Raw genomic sequence first — 23,680 nt, 5'->3', positions numbered from 1 at the left:
TGTCCGGGTCGGCGGGCTCAGGCCACGGCCTGCAGCGGCTCGGCCGTACGCCACGGCCAGCGGTCCATCTCGCCGGCAATGCGCCGGAAGTCGACGGCGGCATGGCTCGCGGGAAAGGCCTCGACGATGGTCTTCTTCAGGCGCCACGCGTCGGCAACGAGCGGGTCGAAGCGCACCCAGCCCGCGGGCTGCAGCAACAGCGCGAGATAGCGGCTGGCGGCATGCGCGAGGTTGCTCATGATCTGGCGCGCAGCCACCGCGTCGGCCGCGCCGTTGACCAGGAAGCGCATTTGCTTGAGGCCGTGCGCATGGTGCAGCCGCTTGATGCCCGCATAGGCCGCGGTGATCGACGCGGGGTGCGGCTGCAGCACCAGCAGCAGGTCGTCCGCGCCCTGCGCGAGCGCCGACAGCCGGCCTTCGGCGTCGAAAGCCGCATCGACGATGACGACGCCGTCGTGCCAGAACTTGCGCGGGTCGATTTCGCCATCCGCACCATTCACCGCGCCGTGCGGCGCGGGTAGCACGTGCACGCCGCAGGCTGCCTTGACCTCTGCACCATCCAGCGTCAGGCGCTGGCTTGCTACATCGGCCAGGTTCCCCAGCGGATCGATGTCCCACACCTCGCAGGCCGAACCCACAGTCGGGCAGTGCTCGTCCAGCAGCAGCACGTTGCGCCCCTGCAGGGTCAGTGCCACACCGAGATTCATCGCGGCCGTGGTACTCCCCGCGCCCTGCCCCAGGCCGGCGACGGCCACCACGCGCGCATGCGTCGGTGCGAGCATGCGCCGCAGTCCGTCGGCCTGATCGGCAACCAGCTTGTTCATTCCTGCTCCCTCAACCCAGCTTCTCCAGCGCACGCGGCGCCTGCGTGGGAGCGGTCGACTCGGTGCCCAGCGCCTCCAGCAGCAGAAAGAGCTTGCCCACGCCCGCATACAGCGCACTGCCGCTCATGGCCCGTCCGTTGCGCGCCGGGCGCCCCGTGAGCTGGCCCAGCAGCGCGCGCGCGCGGTCGGCCCACTCGCCCTCGGCCTGCAGCAGGCGCCAAACGGTGGTGGTCATCTGGCCGGCGATCAGCAGCCGCTTCATGATGTCCGGATCGCCCAGCTCGCCGATGCCGCCGACCATCTGCACACCGTCGCGCAGCAGTCGGAAGCAGGGCTCGGCGTCGCTGGCCCAGCCCAGCCATTGCGCGAGCTGCTGCGTGGAAACGTCCGCGCCGATGTTGGTCAATGCATGGCCCTGCGCCAGCACGTTGCCGGTGCGCGCATCGACCACCCGCGTGGCGACGCAGCGCAGCGCGGGCATCGCATCGCGCCCGATGCCCGCCGCCATGGCGGCCGCGTTGAAGCGCAGCACCACATCGGCATGCGCCTCGCTGCGCAGCGCGGCCTTGCCGCGAAAGCGCACGGGCCGCCCCCCGCCGAATTCGAAGTCCATGCGCGCGAGCGTGTCGGGTGCGCCGGTGCGCACGTCGATCACCGCGGTGGAGCCCGGCGCGCGCGCCAGCCAGCGCTGGCCCGCGGCCTGCCACTGCACCATGGCCTCGATGCCGGGCAATCTCGTCAACAGATGCACCAGCGGCTTGTGACCTAAGTCTTGCAGGCGCAGCCACGGCACCTGGCGTGCACCGGGCTTGCGCGCGGCGTCTTTCATGCCGCGGGTGGCGGCGGTCGACAGCCACTGGTTCGGCGCGGCCAGCGGCAGGCCCGTGCGGTCCGACAGCAGCAGGCTGCCATGGCATTCATAAGCATCGCCGCCTTCGTTCGAGCGCAGCCCGACCTGCCCGCACAGCGCGAGCACATGGGTCTCGCAGCCAGCCGCCACTTCGCTGCGTGCGTGCACCATCAGGTCGTGCAGCACGGCCTTCTGGCCGGAGCCTTCGTCGCCGGCCTGGCGCCAGAGTGCGCGCGAACGCTCGAAGCCGATCTGCGCGCCGGCCAGCGCGCTCGCGGTGGTGGCGAGCTCTTGCGCGTCGTGCGCCATGGCGCGAATCAGGTTCTGGTACTTCAGCCGCAGGCGGTCGGTCTCGCCCTGCGCCTGCACCACTTGCGCCGAGGGGCCTGCGCTTGCCGGCTCTTCGTGCAGATCGCTTTCCGCAGGCACGAACAGCGGGCTGTGCTGGCGCGGCTGGAACACGCTGTCCACCAGCTGCGCGCGATCGGCCTGCATCAGGTTCTCGGGCACCTTCTGGCCGCTGGAGATGTAGTGCACCGGCAGGCGGTGACGGATCACGGTGTCGATCAGCGCGCCCGGATGCGTGGCCTCGTCGACCTTGGTGAAGATGCAGCCGGTGAGCTCGTTGCCGTGGCGGTAGGCGTGCACCACCTCGTTGAGCGTGTCGCCGTGGCTGGTGGCGTTGAGCAGCAGCAGCCGCTTCACGGGCCGCTGGCTCTGGCCGAGCATCGCGATCTGTTCCGACACGGCGCGGTCGCGCTGGCTCATGCCGACGGTGTCGATCAGCACCATGTGCTTGTCGCGCAGGTCCTGCAGCACCAGGTGCAGGTCGGCCGCATCCTTCACGGCGTACACCGGCACGTTGAGAATCTGGCCGTAGATGCGCAGCTGCTCGTACGCGCCGATGCGGTAGCTGTCTGTGGTCACCAGCGCGAGCTTGTCGGCGCCGAAGCGCATCACGCAGCGCGCGGCGAGCTTGGCGGTGGTGGTGGTCTTGCCGACGCCGGTCGGGCCCATCAGGGCATACACGCCGCCTTGCGCGAACAGCGCGTCTTCATCTTCATGAACAGGCACGGCGCGGATCAGCTCCGAACGCACGTAAGCCATGCCTTCGGCGTATGTCTGGCCGGTGGGCATCTTCTCCAGCATGGCCTTCGACAGGCCCGCGCTGAAGCCGGCGCCGAGCAGCGTGCGCAGCAGGCGGCCGCGCACCGGGTCGCGGCGCTGCTTGTCGTTCCACACGACGCTAGCGAGCTGCTCTTCGATCATTCCGCGCATGGAGTGCAGTTCGGTGAGCACGCTGTCGGCGGGTGCGGGTACCGGGGCCGGCATCGCAGGCGCAACCGGTGCGGCAGGCGCTGCGATTGCCACGGACTTCGCGGGCACAGGTGCAGGCGCAGGTGCGGTGTCTTTCAAAACCCCCTGCACTTCGCCCTCGACCATGGCGACGATTTCCACTCCCTCGGCCATCTGCCGATGCGTCAGCACGATGGCGTCGGCGCCCAGCGCCTCCCTCACCATCCTCAGGGCTTCGCGGCTGGTGGCCGCGACGAATTTGCGCGCGGTGGTGCGCACGTCGGTCTGCTTGGAATTCAACCTCGTCCTCCGATGGCGGTGGTGATCTTGATGGTGCGGGAGTCAGGAATCTCCGCATGCGAAAGAACCTTCAGCTGCGGCAGGCTGCGCCGCAGGAATCTGGACAGCAGCACGCGCAGTGCGTGCTGCACCACGAGCACCGGCGCCAGGCCCATCTGCTCCTGGCGCAGGATCGCGGCCTGCGCCTGCCGCAGCAGGTTGTCGGCAATGCCCGGCTCGATGCCGCTGCTGTTGGTCAAGGCCTGCTGCAGCACGCCGTCGAGCGAGCCGTCGAGGCCTATCACCTGCATTTCGGTGTCGCCCGGGAACAATTGCTGCGTGATGGCGCGGCCCAGCGCCAGGCGCGTGAGGGTGGTGAGTTCGGTCGGGTCCTTGATGGTCGGCGCGTGCTCGGCCATCACGTCGAGGATGGTGCGCATGTCGCGGATGGGCACCTCTTCGTCGAGCAGGTTCTGCAGCACCTTGTGCAGCGTGCTCAGCGACAGCACCTTGGGCACCAGGTCTTCCGTGAGCTTGGGTGCGGTCTTGGCGATCTGGTCGAGCAGCTGCTGCACTTCCTGGCGGCCCAGCAGTTCGGCTGCGTGCGTCTGGATCAGGTGGTTCAGGTGCGTGGCCATCACCGTGCAGGCATCGACCACTGTGTAGCCCTGCACCTGCGCCTGTTGCCGCAGGCTGGCGTCGATCCACACCGCCGCCAGGCCAAAGGCCGGGTCGCGCGTGGGCGTGCCGGGCAGCGTGCCCGTCACCTGTCCCGGGTTGATGGCCATCCATTGGTTCGGGAAGGCCTCGCCGCGACCGATCTCCACGTCCTTCAAGCTGATGACGTAGGTGTTGGGCTTGATCTCCAGGTTGTCGCGGATGTGCACCACCGGCACCAGGAAGCCGATCTCCTGCGCAATCTTCTTGCGGATGCTCTTGATGCGGCCCAGCAGCTCGCCCTGCTGTGACTGGTCTACCAGCGGAATGAGGCGGTAGCCGACCTGCATGCCCAGCGGGTCGACCATTGCAACGTCGTCCCACGTCGCTTCTTCCATCTCGGCCGAGGGCGCGGGGTTCGCGGCCTGCGCGGCGGCGGCTGCCTTCTGCGCGGCCTCCTGCGGCTTGCGCATCACCAGCCGGCGGCCCAACCACACCAGGCCGCCCGCGATCAGCAGGAAGGCCAGGTTCGGCATGCCCGGGATCATGCCCAGCAGGCCGACGATGCCGGCCGTGAGAAACAGCACCTGCGGGTTCGAAAAGAGCTGGCCCGTGAGCTGGCTGCCCACGTCTTCGTCGGTGGTCACGCGCGAGACGATCACGCCGGCGGCAGTGGAGATCACGAGCGCCGGAATCTGCGCCACCAGGCCGTCGCCGATGGCCAGCAGCGTGTAGGTCTTGCCGGCGGTGGAAAAGTCGAGCCCGTGCTGCAGCATGCCGACCACCAGCCCGCCGATGATGTTGATCACCATGATGAGAAGGCCCGCGATCGCGTCGCCGCGAACGAACTTGCTGGCGCCGTCCATCGAGCCGTAGAAGTCGGCCTCTTGCGCAACCTCGGTGCGGCGCTTGCGGGCCACGTCTTCGCCGATCAGGCCGGCGTTGAGGTCGGCGTCGATGGCCATCTGCTTGCCCGGCATCGCGTCGAGCATGAAGCGCGCACCCACCTCGGCAATGCGCCCCGCGCCCTTCGTGATCACCATGAAGTTGATGAGCACGAGGATGATGAAGACCATCACGCCCACCGCGAAGTTGCCGCCGACCAGAAAGTGCCCGAAGGCCTCGATCACCTTGCCCGCCGCATCGGGCCCGGTGTGGCCGTGCATCAGCACCACGCGCGTGGACGCCACGTTCAGCGACAGGCGCAGCAGCGTCGAGAACAGCAGCACGGCCGGGAAGGCCGCGAAGTCCAGCGCCTTCATCGTGTACATGCTCACCAGCAGCACCATCACCGACATGGCGATGTTGAAGGTGAACAGCAGGTCGAGCAGGAAGGGCGGCAGCGGCAGCACCATCATGCTCAGGATGAGGATGATGAGAATCGGCCCGGCCAACCCCTTGAACTGCGAGCCGGAGAACAGACGCGTCGGCAGACGCATCAGGTTTGTCATCGCGTTCATGCGGCTTCCACTGTGTATTGAAGGTCTGCGGGAACCGGCAGGTCGGTCGGCGTGCGCGGGGCGTCGCCGCCCTCGGTCTTCCAGCGCCTGAGCTGGTACACCCAGGCCAGCACCTCGGCCACCGCGGTGTACAGGCCCGCCGGAATCTCATCGCCCAGCTTCGTGTGCTTGTAGAGAGCGCGCGCGAGCGGCGGCGCTTCGAGAATCGCGACCTTGTGCTCCAGCGCCATCTCGCGGATGCGTGCGGCCACCAGCTCGGTGCCCTTGGCCACCACGCGCGGCGCGCGCATGCCGCTGTCGGTGTACTTCAGCGCCACCGCGAAGTGCGTGGGATTGGTCAGCACGATGTCTGCCTTGGGCACCTCGGCCATCATCCGGCGGCGCGCCATCTGCTGTTGCTGGCGGCGGATCGCGGCCTTGATGTGCGGATCGCCTTCGCTTTCCTTGTGCTCCTGGCGCAGGTCTTCGCGCGACATGCGCAGCTTGCGGTAGTAGCTCCAGAGCTGGAAGGGCACGTCGATCAGCGCCACGAGAAACAGCGTGGCCGCGATCAGCGCGCAGTGCTTGGCCACCAGCACCATTGCATGCGGCAGCGCGTAGTGCGCGGGCTGCGCCATCAGGTCCATCAGCGCGCCGATGTCGCGCGACACCACCCACCACGCCACGCCACCGATCAGCGCCGACTTGGCCAGCGCCTTGAAAAGCTCGGCCAGCGACTGTGCGGAAAACATACGGCCGATGCCGGCCAGTGGATTGAGCTTGCTGAAGTTCGGCCCCACCGATTTGGTGGAGAACAGCCAGCCGCCGAGCATCAGCGGCGCGACCACGGCGGCGACGATCATCATCGCGAACAGCGGGCCGATGGCCGTGAGCGTGTGCATCGCCATCAGCCCGGTCTGGGCCAGCATGTGCGAAGGATCGAAGGCGCTGGCGCGGTCGAACTGCAGGCCGCGGTGCAACGCGCCGCTCATGCTCGTGCCCAGCGACTCCCCTGCGAACCACAGCCCCGCGCATGCGGTGCCCAACATGACGAAGGTGGTGAGCTCGCGCGAACGGGCTACGTTGCCTTCCTCGCGCGCCTTCTCCAGGCGTCGCTCGGAGGCGGGTTCCGTTTTTTCGAGATCGCTTTCCTCAGACATTCATGCTCCGAACCAGCAGTGGCGAAGGACGCCTTGCTCATGACCAAATTATTGAATTCGGTCGTCCGGAACAATCTGCCGATAAGGGCCCTTATCGCCCTGCTATTCGGACAATAGGCAGGGCTTCGAAACTCAGAAGCCGAGGCTCTCGAGCAGGTCGTCGACCTGTGCCTGGTCGGTCACCGCATCGGGGTTGCCGGGCTTGACCTGCGGGCCGTTCTGCAGGCTGTGCGCGGCCTCCTGGCGCTTCTCGGGCGCGGAGTTGTCGATCAGCACTTGCAGCAGTTGCGTCTCCACGTCGTTGACCACTTCCATCATCTTCTTGATGACCTGGCCGGTCAGGTCCTGGAAGTCTTGCGCCATCAGGATTTCCATCAGCTGCGAGTTGATCGCGCCGGCACGTTCCGGCACCTCGTTGAGGTAGCTGCGCGTGTCGAGCACGAGTTCGCGCGCATGGTCGAGCTCGATGGGGTTCTCGAACCACAGGTCCCATCGCTTGCTGAGGCCCTTGGCATCGCTGGCCAGCGCTTCCTGCAGCGGCTGTGCAACGTCGATGGCGTTGAGCGCGCGGTGCGCGGCACGCTCGGTGGTGGCAGCCACGTAGCTCAGGCGGTCGCGCGCATCCGGAATGGCTTGCGCGGCCTTGGCCACCTGCTTGTCGAGGCCCAGCTCGCGCAGGCCCTCGCGCAGCTGGCGCGTGAGCTGGCCGATGCGGCCCAGCAGTTCTTCGGCGGTGTTGGTGGGGTCCGCGGTCCCGGCAGCGTTCTGGCTCATGTCAGGCCGCTTCCTTGGCGAGCTTCTCGAAGATCTTGGTGATCTTCTCTTCGAGCGTGGCAGCGGTGAAGGGCTTGACCACATAGCCGTTGGCGCCAGCTTGCGCGGCCGCCACGATGTTTTCTTTCTTCGCCTCTGCCGTGACCATCAGCACCGGCAGCTTCTTCAGCTCGGGGTCGGCGCGAATGGTCTGCAGCATGGTCAGGCCGTCCATGTTCGGCATGTTCCAGTCGGACACCACGAAACCGAAGTTGCCGCCGCGCAGCTTCTCGATGCCGGCCGCGCCGTCTTCCGCTTCGTCGACGTTGAGGAACTCCAGCTCCTTCAGCAGGTTGCGCACGATGCGGCGCATGGTCGGGAAGTCGTCCACAACCAGGATTTTGATGCTCTTGTCGATCACGATATTTCCAACTCCAACAGGTCGTTTTTCAAACTCGGTTCGCACGTTCGCCGAACGTGCGAAGGTGCGCCATCACCCGGCGGCTCACTTCGCTCAATGGGGACACGTCGTCCACCGCGCCCAGCGCGATGGCTTCGCGCGGCATGCCGAAGACCACGCAGCTGGCCTCGTCCTGCGCCAGCGTGTGCGCGCCCGCGCGCTTCATGCGCAGCAGGCCTTCGGCGCCGTCCCTGCCCATGCCGGTCAGGATGATTCCGATGGCGTTCTTGCCCGCGTGCTTGGCCGCCGAATCGAACAGCACGTCGATCGACGGCCGGTGGCGGTTCACCGGCGGCTCCTGGTCGAGGTGGGCCACGTAGTTGGCACCGCTTCGCGCGAGCGACAGGTGAAAGCCGCCTGGCGCGATGTAGGCATAGCCGGGCAGCACGCGCTCGCCCTGCTCGGCCTCTTTCACGTTGATGCGGCACAGGCCGTCGAGCCGCTGCGCGAACGAGCGGGTGAAGCCGGCCGGCATATGCTGCGCGATCATCACCGCGGGCGAGTCGGGCGGCAGCGGCTGCAGCACTTCGCGAATGGCCTCGGTGCCACCGGTGGAGGCGCCGATGATGATGAGCTTCTCGGTGCTCAGTAGCGGGCTGCGCAACAGCGATTCGTGCGGCGCGTCGCCGCCGGGGCGCGGGGCCGCGGCATGCCGGCTGGGCTGCAGCCGCGCGCTCGCGGCCGTGCGGATCTTGCCGGCGATCAGTTCGGTGTAGTTGAGCAGGCCGTCGCGCACGCCCAGGCGCGGCTTGGTCACGAAGTCGATGGCGCCCAGCTCGAGCGCGCGCAGCGCGATCTCCGAGCCGCGCTCGGTCAGCGACGACACCATGACCACGGGCATGGGCCGCAGCCGCATGAGCTTTTCGAGAAACTCCAGCCCGTCCATGCGCGGCATTTCCACATCGAGCGTGAGCACGTCGGGGTTCGTGACCTTGATGAGGTCGCGCGCCACCAGCGGATCGGCCGCGGTGCCCACCACGGTCATGTCGCTCTGGCTGTTGATGATCTCCGTCATCACGCTGCGAATCAGTGCCGAATCGTCGACGCACAGCACCTTGATTTTTTTATTGCTCACGGATTTCCCTTGGTTGCGGCAGCCGGCGCCGCGCGAAGGCCGGACAGCCTGCGCAGCAACTCGCCCTCTTCGTTCTGCACCTGCGTCACTTCTGTCTGCGCGCGCAGCTTGCGCACGATGGCCTTGCCGGTCGCCGGCACGAAGCACACGCGGCGCGCATGCGGCCCGCGCAGGTCTTGCGCGGCGACTTCGATGCGTTCGTTGCGCAGGTAGCGCAGCACGAAGTCGGCGTTGCGGTCGCCGATGTTGAGCGTGGTCATGTTGGCCAGCACGGCGCCGCCGCCGAACACCTTGGCGCGCAGCCGGTCGCGGCGCGCGCCCGCGCGCACCAGCTCGCGGATCAGGGTGTCCATGGCGTAGGCGCCATAGCGCATCGACTCGGATGCGTCGCGGGTGCCGGTGCTGGCTGCTTCGCCGTCGTCGGGCAGCATGAAATGGTTCATGCCGGCCACGCCGGCTTCCCTGTCGTGCAGGCATGCGGCCACGCACGAGCCGAGCACTGTGCTCAGCACGGTGTTGCTCGAAGTCACGTAGTACTCGGAGGGCAGCAGCTTCACGGCCATGAGGCCGACGTCGCGGTCGAAGTAGTGGTGGCTGGCCACCGAGTCCGGTGCGGCAGGGTTCGAGGCCATCATGGAACGCCCGTGGCACGCGCGCGCGCCAGCTCGTACACGGTCTGGCCCAGCGGCCGGAAGGCCTGGTTGACGAGCGACGCGTTCTCCGAATGCCCCGCGAACAGCAGGCCGTTCGGCTTGAGCAGCGGCGCGAAGCGGTCGAGCACCTTCTTCTGCGTGGGCTTGTCGAAATAGATCATCACGTTGCGGCAGAAGATCGCGTCCACCGGCTCCTTCACCGCCCACGCGCTGTCGAGCAGGTTGAGCCGCGAGAACTTCACCAGCGCCGCCACCTCAGGGCGAATGCGTGCCTTGCCCGCGTTCGCCCCGGTGCCCTTGTTGAAGAAGCGCCGCAGCCGATCGGGCGCGAGCCTGCGCACCTGCTCGGCGGTGAACACGCCGGTGGCGGCCTTGGCCAGCACCGAGGTGTCGATGTCGGTGGCGATCACGCGCGCCGAGCCCGCCTTGTCGCCCAGCGCCTCCATCAGCGTGATGGCAATCGAATAGGGCTCCTCGCCCGTCGAGGCCGCCGCGCACCACACGGTGACGGGCTGCTTCGCCTTGCGCGCGTGCTCGGCCAGCGTGGGAAAGTGATGGGCCTCGCGGAAGAACGAGGTCAGGTTGGTGGTGAGCGAGTTGATGAACAACTGCCACTCCTCGCCGTCCTGCCGCCCTTCGAGCCAGTCGAGATACGTGGCGAAGTCGGGCACCTGGAGCTCCCGCAGCCGGCGCGAGAGCCGGCTGTACACCATCTGCCGCTTCTGCTCGCCCAGGGCGATGCCGGCGCGGCGGTGGATGAGGGTGCGTATCCGGGAGAAGTCGCTGTCGGTAAAAAGGAACTCGGTAGTCACGGCCATCCTGGAAGCTTGGCTTTCAATGTACATAGCGTCCGCCGTTTCCAATGGACCGATCAAACGAACAAATGCCCTGCACTTCCGGCCTCGCGCGCGTTCAGGGGCCGGCCGCGGCCGGGCTCGCGTCCTGCGCCCACACCAGCGCGGACAGCTGCGCCGCATTGACCTGGTCCGCGCTCAGGAACAGCGCCTCCGACAGGCGTGAAGCCTCTGCGTCGTCACGCTCGCAGCTTTCGGCCAGCGCCACGAAGGGGCCGTACAGGCCGCCGCGCGAAAGAATGGCCTGCTGCACCGACTCGGTGAGCTGCACCTTGCGCAGCACGCCTTCCATCGACACACCCAGCAGCTGGTCGAGCAGCGAGAACATGCCGGCCACGAACAGGTTGTCGGCCTCGCTGGCCGGCAGCATGCCCTGCCCCATCAGCTCGACGAAGCGTCCGCGCAGGATCGCCTTCTTCATCATGAAGGGCGAGCCGCCCTTGTTGCTGGTGGCCAGCAGCAGCGACAGCCAGCGGTACAGCGGCGAGTAGCCGAGCATGGCCACCGCATGGCGCAGCGAATGGATTTCCACCGCCATGCCGACCGATGGCGAGTTGATGTAGCGCAGCAGCCGGTAGGTGAGCGCGGCGTCGTGCTTGAGCGCGGCCTCGATGACGCGCACGTCCTCGTTGCGCTGGAGCATCTGCATCAGCTGCACGATCAGCAACGCCTCGGGCTGCAGCGCATCTTCGGTCTCGCGCACCGGCGGATTGCGGAACGCGCCTTCGATGAACACGTTCACGCGGCGCCCGGTGCATGCGTCGAATTCGTCCCAGTTCTCCACGCGCGAGGCGATCGGCTCGACCGCCGGATGGCCCAGCTCCGCGTCCCGGCGCAGCCGTGCCACGGTGTCGGCATCGCGCGCATCCACCTCGAAATGGGTGACGATGGCGCGCAGCTCCGGGTCTTCGGGCAGCGCGGTGGCGCCACACAGCATGAAGCCGAAGCCCTGCTCACGCAGGAACAGCAGGATGGAACGCATGTCCGCGTCCATCAGTTCGTCCACGCCCATGCACAGCACCATGTGCTGTGGCGGCAGCGATTGCAGCTCGCTCTGGAACAGCGCATCGACCGTCACGTCGACGAACACCAGCTGCGGCCCCAGCAGCCAGCCCGCGGGCGGGGGGTTCAGGTGCATGGCGAGCGTGTCCATCAGCGCCTTGACGCCGGCAGCTCCGGACACGCCGGAGCCCTCTCCGCCCGCCGCGCGCCAGGCCATGCGATAGCCCATGACGCGCCGCTGCGCATCGAGCAGCATGGCGTAGGCCACGTGGCCGTCGGGCCCCGCGTCGGGCTGTGCCAACCCGTCGGTGCCGGCGCCGGGATCGGGATTGGCCCCTGTGTCGCCGGAGGACCGCCGGAAGAAATCAAACCGCATTCAGCTGTCTCCGTGGGGTATCAGTGCGATCAGAGCGCGATGGCATCGGAGGCAGTCCTCCGAGCGGCGCCCGCCAGCGCGACCGCGCTCGCGGCCTGCGCTCGCTGGATGCGCGGCATGGCGCCCACGTCGATGATGAAAGCCACGCTGCCGTCGCCGAGGATGGTCGCGGCGGAAATGCCGGGCACCTTGCGGTAGTTGGTCTCCAGGTTCTTCACCACCACCTGGTGCTGGCCGAGCAGTTCGTCCACCAGCAGCGCGAAGCGGCTGTCGTCGGCCTGCACGATCACCAGGATGCCCTGCGTGGGATGCGTCTGCGCGCCCGACACGTCGAACACGCGGTGCAGCTCGATCAGCGGCAGGTATTCGCCGCGCACGCGGATCACGTGGCCGTCGGCGGTAATGGAATGCAGGTGCTCCGGCAGCGGCTGCAGCGACTCGATGACGTAGCTCAGCGGCAGGATGTAGGCCTCGCTGCCCACCTTCACCGACATGCCGTTGAGGATGGCCAGCGTGAGCGGCAGAACGATGCGCGTGGTGGTGCCCTGCCCGCCGCGCGAGTGGATCTCCACGTGGCCGCCCATCTCCTGGATGTTGCGCTTGACCACGTCCATGCCCACGCCACGACCCGAGATGTCGGTGACCTGCTCGGCGGTGGAGAAGCCGGGCGCGAAGATGAGCTGCCACACCTCTTCGTCGGGCATGGACTCGCTGACCGGCATGCCCTGCTGCAAGGCCTTGGCGAGGATGCGCTCGCGGTTGAGGCCGGCGCCGTCGTCGCTCACCTCGATCACGATGTTGCCGCCGTGGTGCTGCGCCGATAGCAGCAGCTGGCCGGTGGCGTCCTTGCCCTTGGCCAGGCGCACCTCGGGCGTCTCGATGCCGTGGTCGAGGCTGTTGCGCACCAGGTGCGTGAGCGGGTCGACGATGCGTTCGATAAGGCCCTTGTCGAGCTCGGTTTCCTTGCCGTAGGTGTCCAGTCGAACCTGCTTGCCGAGTTTGGCACTGACGTCGCGGATCACGCGCGGGAAGCGACTGAACACGTAGTCCATCGGCATCATGCGGATGGACATGACCGACTCCTGCAGGTCGCGCGCATTGCGCTCCAGGTGGCCGAGGCCGCTCAGGAAGCGCTCGTAGGCCACCGGGTCGAGCATGGTCGCGGCCTGCGTGAGCATCGACTGCGTGATGACGAGCTCGCCCACGAGGTTGATGAGCTGATCGACCTTCTCTACATCGACGCGGATGGAGCTGGATTCCTTGGCGGCGGGTGCGGCGACCGATGCCGCTGCCTGCGGCTTCGATGCCTCGGCGACTACAGCCGGTTCGGGCACTGGCGCGGCCACGGGTGCCGGGGCTTCGACCACGGCCACAGCCTCGGGGGCGGCAGCAGCGGCTTCGTGCGTGATGTCGATCTGCGACTCGTCGATGACGAAGCAGCAGACCGCGACGATATCGTCGGGCGCACAGGTGGTTTCCAGCAGCACGGTCAGCTGGTCGTTGCTGCGCGTGCGCGACAGCACCTTGCCGAGGTTGGCCAGCTCGCCCGCGAGCAAATCGCATTCGCTGTCGGACAGGCGCGCGAAGCGGATCCGCAGCGCACCGCTGCCGCCAGATGCGGACGATGCGACCGGCGCCGCAGGCGCGGCCACCGGCGCAGGGGCGGGAGCAGGCGCCGGTGCGGGCACGTGCGCCACCGCGCTGTCGTCGCCGCTTTCGAGCGCGAGTTGCTGAAGCACGCCACAGATGTGCGCGACCATGTCCGGGTCCGGCTCCTTGCCGGCCTGGTAGGCAGTGAGTTGTTCTTGCAAGGCGTCCTTCGTTTCCAGGAATGCATCGATCATTCGGCCGTTCAGGCGCAGCTGCCCATGGCGGGCGCGGTCCAGAAGCGACTCGAGGACGTGCGTGGTGTTGGTCAGGGCGACGAATCCGAAAGTCGCGGCGCCGCCCTTGATCGAGTGCGCCGCGCGGAAGATGGCGTTGAGCTGTTCGCTGTCGGGTGCCTCGACGTCGAGTTCCAGCAGCAGTTGCTCCATCTCCGCGAGCAGCTCGACGGCTTCGACAAAAAAGGCTTGGGTGAATTGACTGAGGTCCATCTCTTGAGCTCTTGTTGTTTTGTTGTTACGACGCCTTCGCGCCCACCTTGCCGATGCGCGTGCCAGCAGGTTCGACGCTGTTCTCGCGCTCGATGCGCTCCTGCGTGCGGTGGTTGAGCAGGATGATGCTGATGCGCCGGTTGATGGGGTTGCGCGGATCGGCCTTGTCCAGGTGCATGCTGTCGGCCAGGCCGATCACGCGCAGCACCTTGTCCTCGGTCATGCCGCCGGCCACGAGCTCGCGCCGCGAGGCGTTGGCGCGGTCGGACGACAGCTCCCAGTTGCCGTACGAGCGGTCGTTGGTGTAGACGATGGAGTCGGTGTGGCCCGACAGCGTGATCTTGTTGGGCAGGCCGTTGAGCGCGGGCGCCAGCTCGCGCAGGATGGCGCGCATGTGCGGCACCACGCGGGCGCTGGCCAGCTCGAACATCGGGCGGTTCTCGGTGTCGACGATCTGCAGGCGCAGGCCCTCGGTGGTGATGTCGATCAGGATCTGCGAGCGGAACTGCTGGAACACCGGGCTCTTCTCGATCAGCTGGTCGATCTTCTTCTTCATGTCGGCCAGGCGGGCGGCATCAGCCTCGTCCTCGCTGGCCGTTTCGGTGAGCTTGACCTCGCCCTCGACGTGCATCGGATCGGCACCGCCGCCGGGAATCATGCTGGTGCTGAGGCTGGACTTTTCTCCGCCGTTCAGCGCCACGCGCAGCGGCATGCGGAAGTGCTCGGCAATGCCTTCGCGCTGCTTCGGGCTCGAGATGGAGAGCAGCCACATCACGAGGAAGAAAGCCATCATGGCGGTCATGAAGTCGGCATAGGCAATCTTCCAGCCGCCGCCATGATGGGCGCCACCGCCGCCCTTGCTGACGTGCTTGATGATGATCCGTGGCTTGCCTTCGCTCATGGTCGTTCGCTCGTTCGCTGTTTTCGCTCGCCGCGCGGGACGCGTCAGCGCGCCTTGACTTCGCGGACGTGGCTGTCCAGTTCGGAGAACGACGGGCGCTCGGTCGAGAACAGCACCTTGCGGCCGAACTCCACCGCGAGCTGCGGCGCATAGCCGTTGAGGTTGGCCAGCAGCGTGACCTTGGCGCACTGGTAGATCTTCATGCCCTCTTCCACCTTCTGCTCGATCAGCGAGGCCAGCGGCGACACGAAGCCGTAGGCCAGCAGCACGCCGAGGAAGGTGCCCACCATCGCGTGGGCGATGAGTGCGCCCATCTCCGAAGGCGGCAGGTTGGCCGAGGCGAGCGCGTGCACCACGCCCATGACGGCGGCGACGATGCCCAGCGCGGGCAGCGCGTCGCCCACGCGCGAAAGGCTGTGGCCGGGCACTTCAGCCTCATGGCGGATGGTTTCGATCTCGTGGTCCATCAGCGCCTCGATCTCGTGCGCGTCGGTGTTGCCGCTGATGACCAGGCGCAGGTAGTCGCACAGGAAGACGGTGATGCCCTCGTGCGCCATGATGCTCGGGTAGCGCATGAAGATTTCGCTTTGGGCCGGGTCTTCCACGTCGGACTCCAGCTTCATCATCCCTTCCTTGCGAGCTTTGGCGAGCAGCTCGTACAGCAGCGCCAGCAGGTCCATGTAGAGCTGCCGGTTGTGCTTGGAAGTGCGCAGCAGCAGCGGCAGCTCCTTGATGGTGGCTTTGATGGTCTTGCCGTTGTTGCCGGCAATGAACGCGCCCAGCGCGGAGCCGCCGATCATGAGCAACTCCACCGGCTGGAACAGGACGCCGAAGTGCCCGCCCATGAGGCCGTAGCCACCGAACACGGCACCTATCACCACGAGATATCCAGCCAGAACCAGCACGCGCTTCCCCTATCGCCCTGCGGCGTCGATTCAACAAACCCCGAGCCTCCGGACACCGCAGGCGTGGGGCACTTTTTCCCTAGACGGCGCCGCCGATGTCGAGCACCGGCGCCACGGCGACAAGCCCACCCCGGCGCACCTCGGACAGCTTGGGCTTGCGCGCCTTGCCCGCGCGCGAAGGCGGACGGCACAGCACGCACACATAGCCGTTCTTGTTGTCATGTGCATGGGCCACGAAGTGGCCGCCGCAGCGGCTGCAGGTGCTCAGCTGCAGCATGTCGCTGTCGAAGAAGCGCACCATGGTTTCGGCGCGGGTGAAGTCGAGGACCACCTCGCCACCTTGCGACTCGACCTGCTCGGTGTAGAGGCGATAGGCCTTGATGAGCGCGGGCAATTCGTTCTCGTCGGCTTCGTCGAGCATGAAGCGGTAGATGTTGTAGAACATCGACGAGTGGATGTTGGCCAGCCACGTCATGTACCAGTCGGTAGAGAACGGCAGCAGGCCCTTGGGCGGAGAGACGCCCTTGAGTTCCTTGTAGAGGCGTATCAGGCGCTCCCGGCTCAGCTTGACTGCCGCCTCCAGGAACTGCAGCCGGGCGCCGAGACCGATCAGCTCGATCGCGAGCTGGACCTGCCGGACCTCGCCCAGAACGCTCTTGCTGCTCACGCCGCGCTCGCTCCGCGCATCGGCGCCTGGGCTTGGGCCTGCGCCTGTCGCGCGGCCATCAGGATCGACATATGCGCCTGCTGCAGCGCCGGCTCCTTGCCCTCGCCGACCACCGCGAACATCGGTCGGTCGTCCAGGCGGAAGCTGCACAGCAGGAAGTTGGAAGCAGCCAGCTTCACGATCTGGCTGAGCGACATGTTCGCCAGCAGATCGGCAAGCTCGCGCCCCACTCCCAGGCGGAACATGGCCTCGGCCTTGTCCTGCTTGACCAGCTTCTGCGCCAGCAGCATATAGGCCAGATTCAGCTCGCCGATTTCTCTCGAAATCACGCCGCTTGCGGTGATATTGCAATTTTCCACGTCTGATTCCATTTCCGATTCAAAGCTCACTTCGTGCTCCTATCAATCGTGTATACATTATATACACAAAGTTTTACATGTTGAAGCGTTTTGTATGACAGGAGGGCAAAAAAGGTAGGAAGCGTCTGACAGGAACGCCACTTGTCCCCACGGAGAGTGAGGGTCATAGGCGTTACATAATCACGTAACAAGTTGTTCCAATCGAGGGGTTTTTGGCATTAATTTATTCATCTGCGCCATCGAATTAATAAATACTATGGCCTTGTTTTGATTCACTGATAAATCTCTTGCATGAATATCCATATTCATGATTTGCCATTGATTCGTTGTTCAATTAGTCGCCTGCGCGACCTTCGAGGCCGTAGACCCACGCCATGACCTCGGCCACCGCGAGGTACAGCTGCGGCGGAATCTGCTGATCGAGGTCGACCTGCATCAGCAGCTTCACGAGGTCGGCCGACGAGTGCACGTAAAGCCCGTTCTCGCGCGCCTCGCGCATGATCGATTCGGCCACCACGCCATAGCCCTTGGCCACGACAACCGGGGCCCGTGTCTTGTCCGCATACGAAAGCGCGACTGCGCTGTTGCGGTTGTCGAGCACTTCGTTCATGCGGCCGCCTTCGCCATGACCTGCACCTGCTGCAGCCGCAGGCCCGCTGCGTCGAAGCGCTTCACGAGCCGGCCCGTGTCGCCGCGCAGGCGTGCCATGGTGGCGGTCTCGCGCGCAAAGAGATGCGCTTGCACGGCAGGGCCTTCGAGGCTCAGGCGCAGATCGACTTCGCCGAGTCGCGGCAGCGCCAGCGACACCGTGGTCGACCAGCGGCGCGTGCCCTCTTCTTGCACCGCGGCGCCATCGCGCTGCTGCGCCTGCTCTTCCTCGATGGACCAGCTCATCGGCACATCGGGCCAGGCCTGGCCGCTCCAGCGGAAGACTGAGCTGGCCAGCAGGTCGAGCTGCTGATGCACGATCGTGACGGCTTGCGGATGAATCACTTCTGCGCCGCGCGATGCCGATGCGACAGCTGCGCTGTCGGCCTGGCGTGCGGATTCGCCGGCACGATGCGCGGACATCGAATCGAGCATGCCGCCGACCTGCGCGCTTTCGGGTTGGCGATAAGCCGCCTGCACGCGCGCGGCATCGTTCGCGACGGCTTGCCCGGGAGCCTGGGCCGGGTCTTGTGCGGAGCGTGCGGCTTCCTGTGGCTGCGCATCGGTAGCGGGCGCCTGCGGCACGGGCGCATTCTCAACAGTGCGGAATGCATCGCCCTGTGGTACCGATACCACCATGGGTTGCACCAAGAGCGCCGGCGACACACCAGACACCCCCACGGAGGTCACAGAGGCCGGCCCCTGCGCAACCGCAGCCACGGAAGCTGCCAATGTCGCCACATCAGACCTCGCAACCACCGGCGCCGACCAGCGCGCCTGCGGCTCCTGCGTCATCTGCGCGAGCGTGCGGCCACCGGCTGCGAACTCCGCCAGATGCGACTCATAGAAGAGACCGCTGTCCGACACCGTCTGCGCCAGCGCGCCGGCCAACGCCGCGGCGCTGGCAGGCTGCCCGCGCGACGACAGCAGCGGCGCCGTGCCGCGCACCGGTCCCGGCTGCGCCTGCAGGTCGGCCAGCACCGCGCCGATGACGCGCGCCGCCACCGACAGCCGCATGGCCACCGACGGCGTCGCACCCGCACCCGCATGCGCCGCGCCGCCGGCTGTCGCGCCCGGCAGTTGCCGGTCGAGCGCGGCGTTGGAAGGCAGCCGCACGTCGTTGTCGACCTTGCCGACAGGCACGGCCGGCCCCGGCGCGCCGATGACGGCCTCCGCCTTGATGCCCAGCACGTCGAGCCGCGGCGCCAGCCTTGCGGCCAGCAGCGCATCGAGTAGTCCGGCGAGTGCAGTCATGGTGCGGCTTCTTCGGCGTTTCTTCGGGCCGCGCTCAGTGCGGCGGCCCGTAGGCTCTGCCGAGGTTCTTCTGCTGGGTGAGGTACCCCATCCGGCCGATCAGGTCTTCGATCTGCGGCTTGATGAGGCCCGACACCTCGGCCTGGTCCGAGCGGATGCGTTCGAGCAAATTGAGCACGTGCTCGACCTGCATCGAATCCAGCGTCTCGAACGGTTCGATGGCGCGCAATCGCTCGACCATGGCCGCGCAACGCTCTTCGAGCGCGGGGAGCCGGCCCCATTCCTTGGCGCGTGCCAGCACCAGCATCGATGCAATGCTGGTTGCCAGCTCCTCGTAGCAATGAACGACCTCACTCCGGAATGCCATGTTGTCCTGTCTCATTTTTGCGGTTGCATTTCAGCTGCGAGCCCGGTCGTCGATCTCCCGCCAGGCGGACGCGACGTTCTCGAGCAGCCGGTCGGCCTCGTCCAGGGCCTGCACGTCGTTGTGCAGGTTGGCGCGGAACAGCCGCTGCACGATGTAGTCGTACAGCGCCGACAGGTTGCGCACGAGTTCGGCGCCGGCATCGCCGGCTGCCTGGGCATCGAGCGCGGCCTTCAGGCCGTTGTCGACGATGCCGATGGCCTTGGAGATCGCGTTGCCCTTGGCTTCGATATCGCCGGCCGCCATGTGGTGGCGGGCCATGCCGATGGCGGTCTTCGCGCCATCGAAGAGCATCACGATGAGCTGGTGCGGCGACGCGCTCATCGCGGTCGTTTCCACACCGACGCGCGCATAAGCGCCGGCGCCGGTGCGCATGTTGTGGGGGGTGTACATCGGCTGGTGCTCCGGTCTGCGTCTTCTGACTTACTTGCTGCTGCTGTTCGTCAGCGCTTCGAACTGCTGCGTAAGGTAGGTCTTGGTGTTGTTCATTTTGTTGATCAACACGTCGAGCTGGTTGAACTGCGTGCGGTAGCGGTCCACCGCGGCGTCCACCCGCAACTGCATCGCGTCGTACTGGTCGTCAAGCTGCTTGATCGTCGATGTCACGCCGTCGCTGGCCACCTTCAGGGCGCCGGTGTTGAGGTCGTCCACCATCGCATCGATCTGCTTGCCGTAGCCGGCCGTGCTGCCGGTGGCGCTCGAGAAGAGGTTTGCCACGCCCTTCAGGTTGTCGGCGAGGGCCTTGTCGAGCTTGTCGGAATCCACGGCCAGGGTGCCGTCCTTCTGGAAGGCCACGCCGATCTCGGTGAGCACCTTCATGTCGTTGGTGCCGCCGGCCTGCGGCGTGGTGAGCGCCTGGCGGATGCGCGTCTGCAGGTTGCGCAGCGTGCTGTCGCCCACCAGCGCGGCGGCGGTGTTGGTGTCGGCGTCGTATGAGGTCAGCGTCTTGGCGGTGCTCTGAAGGCTGTTGTAGGCCTTCACGAAATCGTTGATCGCCGTCTTCACGCCGGCCGTGTTTTCCTTCATCGACAGGCCGGTCTTGCCGGTGTTCACCAGCGTCAGCGTGGCGCCCTGGATGGCTTCCTTCACAGTGTTGCTCGCGCTGGTGACGTCGATGCCGTTGACGTTGAGCTTGGCGTTCTGCGCCGCTGCCGTCTGCTTCAGGTTCTGCGTGCCGGCCGGGTCGTTGTTCAGCAGGTTCTGCAGCGCCGCGTCGCCGTCGACAGAGATGCGCATGCTTGACTTCTCGCCGGTCTGCGTGGAGGTCAGCACCAGCCGGTTGGGCGAGCCGCTGCCATCGTTCACGATGGTGGCCGTCACGCCCGCATTGGCGCCATTGATCGCGTTGCGGATGCCTTCGAGCGTGTTGTTGGTCGGGTCGATGGTGATCGACTTCGCGGTCTGGCTCGCATCCGCGGTGAAAGTGGCGCCGGTGTACTGGCCGGTCGTGGCGTTGAGCGTGCCACCCGTGATCGCGCCGAAGTCGATGGTGATCTTGCCGTTGCCGATCGCGGTCTTGGTGTCGACCTGGCCCGCGGTGATGACGGTCTGCGCCTGCGCGAGCTGCGACACGTCGATGGTGTAGTTGCCGGCGGCGCTCACGTCCGTGGCGGATGCCGAAAGAATGCCGCTGACCGTCGGCGTGCCGGTCACGCTCTGGAACAGCGTCGGGTCGCCCAGCTTCTTGGCGGCCGTCTGCAGCGTGCTGAGCGCGCTCTGGATCGTGCCGTAGGCGGACAGCTTGCTCGTGTAGCTCTTGGCCTTCGCCTGCAGCGCCACCAGGGGCTGGCTCTCGGCGGTCTGGAGCTGCGTGAGCAAGGAGGCAAGGTCGAGGTTGGAGCCGACGCCGAGGCTGCTGATGGTTGCCATGTGAATGCTTTCCTGTCCTGTATTGAAAGTGCTGCTGCCGGAGATGAGGAACCGGATGCGGCCTCAGGCCGCGTGGTCCACCAGCAGGCCGTTGCCGTCGCTCATCAGCTTCGCGATGCGCACGACGTCTTCATTGGGAATCTGGCGAATGACCTCGCCGCTGACGCGATCCACCACCTTGACGATGACCTTGTCGGTGTCCTTGTCGACCTCGAACTGCAGCCCGACCTCGCGCAGCGCGAACGCTTCGTTCACCTGGCGCACTGCCTGCTCGACCTGCACGGGTGTCGCGTCGTCCTTCGCGTCGGCCGCGGCATCGCCCTTCGCACCGGCCACCAGGCCCCGCACGGCCGCGGCGCCGCCGACGAGCAGCTGCGTCCACTGGTTCTCCATCACGGGGTTAGCCGGCACGGGGTTCAACATCATTTCCACCTTGTTTTGCTGGTTCGCTGTCCTCTGCGGCCTCATCCCTTGGGGCATGGCCGCAGAGGACAGCGCAGGCGGCCCCGGCTTTCCCCGGGGAACCTGCGCCAGCCGGACTCCACCCTTGCGGGAGGGGCCCGGCATTCCTTTGCTTCTGTTCTGACTAACTAGACCTCGTCGATCAACGCAGGAGCGACAGCACGCCTTGCGTGGTCTGGTTGGCTTGCGACAGCACCGAGGTACCTGCTTGTTGCAGGATCTGGGCGCGCGTCATGTTCGACACTTCAACGGCGTAGTCAGCGTCTTCGATGCGCGAACGCGACGAGGACAGGTTGGTCACCGTGGTGCCGAGGTTGGCGATCACCGAGTCGAAACGGTTTTGCACCGCACCCAGCGAGCTGCGCAGCTTGTCGACTTGCGACAGGGCGGCGTCCAGGGCCTTCAGCGGATCGACGGTCGACTTTGCGTCGCTGACGGCGTTGGTCGTCAGCTTGCCGGGCTTGGTGGAATCGGCATACACGGTGCTGCCTTGCGAATCGGTCACCACGCCGTTGGCGTTCAGGTTGATCGATTCAGCAGCGGTCGTCGTCAGGCCGCTCACGCCGATGTAGGCGCCGGTCACGGCACCGCCGGCTGCTGCGACTGCGTAGGCAGTGGTGGCGCCAGCACCGTCGATGTCGATGGAACCTGCACCAGCGTTGATCTTGGCTGCGACCTGGTCGGCCGTGGCGCGCTCGCCGGCAACCGCGAAGGTGCTGGCGCCGGCAGCTGCCGTCACCACCGTGTACGAAGCGCCGGTTGCGCCGATGGTGATCGAGTCGCCGGTAGCGGACATGCCGGTGGCTTGCTCGAGCACCGCCGACAGCGTGGCGGCGGTCGTCGTGCCGGTGCCCGTCTTGGTCAGGTTCTTCGAAGCGTCGAGGTACAGGGCCGAGCCGTCGGCAGCGTCGGTCATTGCACCGTTGCTGTCGATCTTGACGTCCATCGAACGGGTGCCGAGCTTGACCGTGGCGGTCACGCTGGTGCCGGCTGCCGGGGTCAGCGAAGCGAGCGTGTTGGCCTGGCTGCGTGCAGCTTCCGTGGCGGTGTAGCTCTTGGTGGCTGCGCTGTAGGTGTAGGTTGCGCCGCCGGTCATGGAGACCGTGCCGCCGTCTTGCATCTTGGCCAGCACGTCATTGGCCGTAGCGCCGTTGGCGGCCGTGGTCAGCGTGCGGCTGTAAGCCGTGATGCCGTTCGTGGTGGCACCCGCGGTGAAGCCGGCGACCAGCAGGTCGGAAGCCGTTGCACTCTTGTTCTTCGAACCGGTGTTGTTGACGTTGAAGCCGTCCAGACCGAGGGTCTTGGCGCTGATTTCTTGCAGGTCGATGTCGATGGTTTCGCCATCGTTCGCGCCGACTTGAACGGTCAGCTTGCCGGCGTCGGCCGACAGGACCTTCACGCCGTTGAACTGGGTCTGTTCCGACACGCGGTTGATTTCGTCCAGGCGCTGGCCGATTTCCGACTGGATCGAGTCCAGGTCGCTGGCCGAGTTCGTGCCCGTGGCGGCTTGCACCGACAGTTCGCGGATGCGTTGCAGGTTGTTGTTGACTTCGGTCAGCGCGCCTTCGGTCGTCTGAGCGATCGAGATGCCGTCGTTGGCGTTGCGCGTTGCTTGCGTCAGGCCCTTGATGTTGGCCGTGAAGCGGTTGGCAATGGCTTGGCCGGCAGCGTCATCCTTGGCGCTGTTGATGCGCATGCCCGAAGACAGGCGCTCGATGGCGCTGTTCAACGCCGACTGCGACTTGTTGAGGTTGTTTTGCGTGACCAGCGAGAGGCTGTTCGTGTTGATGACTTGCGCCATGTTCGACTCCTGATTGAAAAAAGGTTGTGGACTCCGGCCTTCGGCCGTAACGCTGGACCCGCTTCCACTGTGAGACTCAAGCCATCGTTGACTTGGTTATCGGCGGGGTCTCACGAACCTTTAGGGCCACGTACAAAAAAGTTGCACAGGCGGCCCACACCACCAACCCTCCCCCTCAGGCCTGCAGGTTCATCACTTCCTGATAGGCGGTCACCAGGCGGTTGCGCACCTGCAGCCCGGTCTGGAACGCGACGTTGGCCTTCTGCAGGTCGACCATCACGTCGTTGAGCGCGACACCGGGCTTGCCCAGTTCGAACGACTCGGCCTGCGCATAGGCCTGTTGCTGCGCGCCGCTGATGTTGGAAAGCGAGCGCTGGAGCTCGGCTGCGAAACCGCCGGCTTCGACCGGCGTACCGGCAGCGGCCGCGGGCGCAATGCCCGTGTGCAGCGCGGTGGCGCGCATCTGCTGCAGGACGGATTCGATGGCACTGATCGACATGGGAGATCCCTCTTCCTTTGTTTGAAGACTTCTGCGTGACTTGACATGGAGGGACAAAAGCCCTCCTGCCTGCTTGCAGCGTATCAAGGGAAGACCCCGATTCAAGCGCGCAACTGA

At 66.3% G+C, this 23,680-nt stretch carries 23 protein-coding genes; all 23 read right to left on the bottom strand.

Features of this window, described 5'->3' with window-relative positions; all coding sequences use genetic code 11:
- Nucleotides 1-17: 17 nt before the first annotated feature.
- Nucleotides 18-824, bottom strand: coding sequence for a MinD/ParA family ATP-binding protein (locus NWF24_RS06085; protein ID WP_258353409.1), 807 nt, complete (start codon nt 822-824; stop codon nt 18-20).
- A gap of 10 nt (nt 825-834) precedes the next feature.
- A complete protein-coding gene (gene flhF, locus NWF24_RS06080) occupies nt 835-3,270 on the bottom strand; it encodes a flagellar biosynthesis protein FlhF (RefSeq protein WP_258353408.1) in 2,436 nt (811 codons plus the stop codon).
- Nucleotides 3,267-5,366 carry a flagellar biosynthesis protein FlhA gene (flhA, locus tag NWF24_RS06075; RefSeq protein ID WP_093058577.1) on the bottom strand — a complete coding sequence of 700 codons (2,100 nt, stop codon included), beginning with the start codon at nt 5,364-5,366 and terminating at the stop codon, nt 3,267-3,269. Before flhA ends, flhF begins: the two co-directional genes overlap by 4 nt.
- Complete coding sequence (gene flhB / locus NWF24_RS06070; protein ID WP_258353407.1) at nt 5,363-6,505, bottom strand: flagellar biosynthesis protein FlhB; 1,143 nt, start codon at nt 6,503-6,505, stop codon at nt 5,363-5,365. Before flhB ends, flhA begins: the two co-directional genes overlap by 4 nt.
- 132 nt (nt 6,506-6,637) lie before the next feature.
- Nucleotides 6,638-7,279: a protein phosphatase CheZ gene (cheZ, locus tag NWF24_RS06065; protein ID WP_258353406.1), complete on the bottom strand. Its 642-nt coding sequence runs from the start codon at nt 7,277-7,279 to the stop codon at nt 6,638-6,640.
- A 1-nt stretch (nt 7,280) separates the two neighbouring features.
- Nucleotides 7,281-7,676 (bottom strand): chemotaxis response regulator CheY, encoded by a 396-nt coding sequence (gene cheY, locus NWF24_RS06060; RefSeq protein WP_172839779.1) that lies wholly within the window; start codon nt 7,674-7,676, stop codon nt 7,281-7,283.
- 31 nt (nt 7,677-7,707) lie between these two features.
- A complete protein-coding gene (locus NWF24_RS06055; protein ID WP_258353405.1) occupies nt 7,708-8,793 on the bottom strand; it encodes a protein-glutamate methylesterase/protein-glutamine glutaminase in 1,086 nt (361 codons plus the stop codon).
- Nucleotides 8,790-9,428 carry a chemoreceptor glutamine deamidase CheD gene (gene cheD / locus NWF24_RS06050; protein WP_375338440.1) on the bottom strand — a complete coding sequence of 213 codons (639 nt, stop codon included), beginning with the start codon at nt 9,426-9,428 and terminating at the stop codon, nt 8,790-8,792. Before cheD ends, NWF24_RS06055 begins: the two co-directional genes overlap by 4 nt.
- Nucleotides 9,425-10,264 carry a CheR family methyltransferase gene (locus tag NWF24_RS06045; protein ID WP_375338439.1) on the bottom strand — a complete coding sequence of 280 codons (840 nt, stop codon included), beginning with the start codon at nt 10,262-10,264 and terminating at the stop codon, nt 9,425-9,427. The genes cheD and NWF24_RS06045 overlap by 4 nt, the downstream gene beginning before the upstream one ends.
- Nucleotides 10,265-10,358: 94 nt before the next feature.
- Entirely contained in the window at nt 10,359-11,678 is a 1,320-nt protein-coding gene (locus NWF24_RS06040) for an EAL and HDOD domain-containing protein (RefSeq protein WP_258353403.1), read from the bottom strand.
- A gap of 29 nt (nt 11,679-11,707) precedes the next feature.
- Nucleotides 11,708-13,774 carry a chemotaxis protein CheA gene (gene cheA, locus NWF24_RS06035; protein WP_258353402.1) on the bottom strand — a complete coding sequence of 689 codons (2,067 nt, stop codon included), beginning with the start codon at nt 13,772-13,774 and terminating at the stop codon, nt 11,708-11,710.
- Nucleotides 13,775-13,799: 25 nt separating this feature from the next.
- Nucleotides 13,800-14,675, bottom strand: a complete 876-nt coding sequence (motB, locus tag NWF24_RS06030; RefSeq protein WP_258353401.1) for a flagellar motor protein MotB — start codon at nt 14,673-14,675, stop codon at nt 13,800-13,802.
- 44 nt (nt 14,676-14,719) lie between these two features.
- Nucleotides 14,720-15,580 (bottom strand): flagellar motor stator protein MotA, encoded by an 861-nt coding sequence (motA, locus tag NWF24_RS06025; RefSeq protein WP_258353400.1) that lies wholly within the window; start codon nt 15,578-15,580, stop codon nt 14,720-14,722.
- A gap of 79 nt (nt 15,581-15,659) precedes the next feature.
- Nucleotides 15,660-16,247 (bottom strand): flagellar transcriptional regulator FlhC, encoded by a 588-nt coding sequence (gene flhC / locus NWF24_RS06020; RefSeq protein ID WP_093058567.1) that lies wholly within the window; start codon nt 16,245-16,247, stop codon nt 15,660-15,662.
- Nucleotides 16,244-16,618 carry a flagellar transcriptional regulator FlhD gene (flhD, locus tag NWF24_RS06015; RefSeq protein ID WP_258355248.1) on the bottom strand — a complete coding sequence of 125 codons (375 nt, stop codon included), beginning with the start codon at nt 16,616-16,618 and terminating at the stop codon, nt 16,244-16,246. The genes flhC and flhD overlap by 4 nt, the downstream gene beginning before the upstream one ends.
- Nucleotides 16,619-16,940: 322 nt before the next feature.
- Nucleotides 16,941-17,216 (bottom strand): EscU/YscU/HrcU family type III secretion system export apparatus switch protein, encoded by a 276-nt coding sequence (locus NWF24_RS06010; protein ID WP_258353399.1) that lies wholly within the window; start codon nt 17,214-17,216, stop codon nt 16,941-16,943.
- Nucleotides 17,213-18,508 carry a flagellar hook-length control protein FliK gene (gene fliK / locus NWF24_RS06005; RefSeq protein ID WP_258353398.1) on the bottom strand — a complete coding sequence of 432 codons (1,296 nt, stop codon included), beginning with the start codon at nt 18,506-18,508 and terminating at the stop codon, nt 17,213-17,215. Before fliK ends, NWF24_RS06010 begins: the two co-directional genes overlap by 4 nt.
- A gap of 34 nt (nt 18,509-18,542) precedes the next feature.
- Entirely contained in the window at nt 18,543-18,875 is a 333-nt protein-coding gene (locus NWF24_RS06000; RefSeq protein WP_258353397.1) for a flagellar protein FliT, read from the bottom strand.
- A gap of 30 nt (nt 18,876-18,905) precedes the next feature.
- Entirely contained in the window at nt 18,906-19,325 is a 420-nt protein-coding gene (gene fliS / locus NWF24_RS05995) for a flagellar export chaperone FliS (RefSeq protein ID WP_258353396.1), read from the bottom strand.
- A gap of 30 nt (nt 19,326-19,355) precedes the next feature.
- Entirely contained in the window at nt 19,356-20,801 is a 1,446-nt protein-coding gene (gene fliD / locus NWF24_RS05990; protein WP_258353395.1) for a flagellar filament capping protein FliD, read from the bottom strand.
- A 63-nt stretch (nt 20,802-20,864) separates the two neighbouring features.
- Complete coding sequence (locus NWF24_RS05985) at nt 20,865-21,227, bottom strand: flagellar protein FlaG (protein ID WP_258353394.1); 363 nt, start codon at nt 21,225-21,227, stop codon at nt 20,865-20,867.
- 178 nt (nt 21,228-21,405) lie between these two features.
- The gene (locus tag NWF24_RS05980; RefSeq protein WP_258353393.1) at nt 21,406-23,064 is read right to left on the bottom strand and encodes a FliC/FljB family flagellin; all 1,659 of its coding nucleotides are present in this window, start codon (nt 23,062-23,064) and stop codon (nt 21,406-21,408) included.
- Between the two features lie 175 nt (nt 23,065-23,239).
- Nucleotides 23,240-23,563: a flagellar hook-basal body complex protein FliE gene (gene fliE, locus NWF24_RS05975; protein WP_093077280.1), complete on the bottom strand. Its 324-nt coding sequence runs from the start codon at nt 23,561-23,563 to the stop codon at nt 23,240-23,242.
- Nucleotides 23,564-23,680 lie beyond the last annotated feature (117 nt).

It is taken from the genome of Variovorax paradoxus (assembly GCF_024734665.1).
In the GTDB taxonomy this organism is placed as follows: Bacteria; Pseudomonadota; Gammaproteobacteria; order Burkholderiales; family Burkholderiaceae_C; genus Variovorax.
The sequence above is the reverse complement of the archived record's forward strand: the minus strand, read 5'-3'. Positions and strand labels throughout refer to the sequence as shown.

Excerpts from the sequence above, each read along its gene's own strand:
- motB (WP_258353401.1), bottom strand. The coding sequence starts at position 14,675 with ATGAGCGAAGGCAAGCCACGGATCATCATCAAGCACGTCAGCAAGGGC.
- fliK (WP_258353398.1), bottom strand. The coding sequence starts at position 18,508 with ATGACTGCACTCGCCGGACTACTCGATGCGCTGCTGGCCGCAAGGCTG.
- fliD (WP_258353395.1), bottom strand. The coding sequence starts at position 20,801 with ATGGCAACCATCAGCAGCCTCGGCGTCGGCTCCAACCTCGACCTTGCC.
- fliE (WP_093077280.1), bottom strand. The coding sequence starts at position 23,563 with ATGTCGATCAGTGCCATCGAATCCGTCCTGCAGCAGATGCGCGCCACC.
- NWF24_RS06040 (WP_258353403.1), bottom strand. The coding sequence starts at position 11,678 with ATGCGGTTTGATTTCTTCCGGCGGTCCTCCGGCGACACAGGGGCCAAT.
- cheZ (WP_258353406.1), bottom strand. The coding sequence starts at position 7,279 with ATGAGCCAGAACGCTGCCGGGACCGCGGACCCCACCAACACCGCCGAA.
- flhB (WP_258353407.1), bottom strand. The coding sequence starts at position 6,505 with ATGTCTGAGGAAAGCGATCTCGAAAAAACGGAACCCGCCTCCGAGCGA.
- flhA (WP_093058577.1), bottom strand. The coding sequence starts at position 5,366 with ATGAACGCGATGACAAACCTGATGCGTCTGCCGACGCGTCTGTTCTCC.
- NWF24_RS06010 (WP_258353399.1), bottom strand. The coding sequence starts at position 17,216 with ATGAACGAAGTGCTCGACAACCGCAACAGCGCAGTCGCGCTTTCGTAT.
- NWF24_RS05985 (WP_258353394.1), bottom strand. The coding sequence starts at position 21,227 with ATGATGTTGAACCCCGTGCCGGCTAACCCCGTGATGGAGAACCAGTGG.
- NWF24_RS06000 (WP_258353397.1), bottom strand. The coding sequence starts at position 18,875 with ATGGCATTCCGGAGTGAGGTCGTTCATTGCTACGAGGAGCTGGCAACC.
- flhD (WP_258355248.1), bottom strand. The coding sequence starts at position 16,618 with ATGGAATCAGACGTGGAAAATTGCAATATCACCGCAAGCGGCGTGATT.
- NWF24_RS05980 (WP_258353393.1), bottom strand. The coding sequence starts at position 23,064 with ATGGCGCAAGTCATCAACACGAACAGCCTCTCGCTGGTCACGCAAAAC.
- fliS (WP_258353396.1), bottom strand. The coding sequence starts at position 19,325 with ATGTACACCCCCCACAACATGCGCACCGGCGCCGGCGCTTATGCGCGC.
- NWF24_RS06045 (WP_375338439.1), bottom strand. The coding sequence starts at position 10,264 with ATGGCCGTGACTACCGAGTTCCTTTTTACCGACAGCGACTTCTCCCGG.
- cheA (WP_258353402.1), bottom strand. The coding sequence starts at position 13,774 with ATGGACCTCAGTCAATTCACCCAAGCCTTTTTTGTCGAAGCCGTCGAG.
- NWF24_RS06085 (WP_258353409.1), bottom strand. The coding sequence starts at position 824 with ATGAACAAGCTGGTTGCCGATCAGGCCGACGGACTGCGGCGCATGCTC.
- cheD (WP_375338440.1), bottom strand. The coding sequence starts at position 9,428 with ATGATGGCCTCGAACCCTGCCGCACCGGACTCGGTGGCCAGCCACCAC.